1 protein-coding gene is annotated in these 928 nt (G+C 52.3%); it reads left to right on the top strand.

Translation table 11 applies throughout. The features are described from left to right. The coding region (locus CA598_RS32590) for a hypothetical protein (protein WP_218832646.1) at window positions 1–928 on the top strand (928 nt) is incomplete at both ends.

The raw sequence follows: 928 nt of genomic DNA, 5'->3' as shown, positions 1-928 counted from the left end.
GCTCACTGAATCGGTGCTAGCGTTTAAGACCGCGATGTCTACCGGACTCGATCTCGGAGAGTCTACGAGGCTTATTAACTCACTTGCGGATTCAGCCGCGTATAACCGCCAATCTTTCTACACGATGGGCGGCGCTATCCAAGCGTCACTCGACGGTATTAAGAACGGTAACTCTGTACTGTCCGATGCTGTCGGCGTAACGAAGAATCTATCCGTTATGCAAGCGGAATACGCGGCATCTATCGGAACAACGGCGGGCAGATTAACGGACGCTGAAAAGATTCAAGCGGCGTACTACGGATTTATGCGTGAGGGTGCAATATTTACGGGCAACGCGGACGAAGCAATGCAAGGGTTCACTGGTACGCAGAACCGTTTCGCTCAGGCTACGAATGAAGCACGCGTCGCACTCGGCGAGTCGTTTACTCCCGTTGTGCAAAAAACGCTTGAATCGCTGACTCCGACGATAATTGCGCTAGCTGATTTTGTAACGGAGAACAAAGCACTCGTAGCCGGACTTGCAACGGGAACAGCCGGAATGCTTGCGTTTGTTACCGTACTCGCTACCGTTCCTCCGGCATTGGCGCTTATCAAGGCGGGCATAGTTGCGTTAGGAGCTTCCGCAGGTCCAATTGGACTCGCGATCGTTGCAATCGGAGCATTGGCGGGCGGAATCGGTGCATTAGTTGCGAAAAAGGGAGAAGACGCAAGAGCTACGCAAGAAATGATGAAGGCGCAGAAGGAACTTAATACGCTACTTGATAAAGCGCCGGTTGACCAAACAGCCGCGGATATTGAAACGCTCACATCCAAAACGAAGGAACTTACGGAAGCCCTTAACGAACGCGCATCGATGGAGAAGCGGCTTAACGAAATACAAGCGGCGGGCGAAAAAGGTTTAGGAAATCCCGCGATGATGTCGGAAGCG

The organism is Paenibacillus sp. VTT E-133291, assembly GCF_002264395.1.
Classification (GTDB): domain Bacteria; phylum Bacillota; class Bacilli; order Paenibacillales; family Paenibacillaceae; genus Paenibacillus_AQ; species Paenibacillus_AQ nitricinens.
Note: the sequence above shows the minus strand (reverse complement) of the source record. Positions and strands in the feature narration are given on the sequence as shown.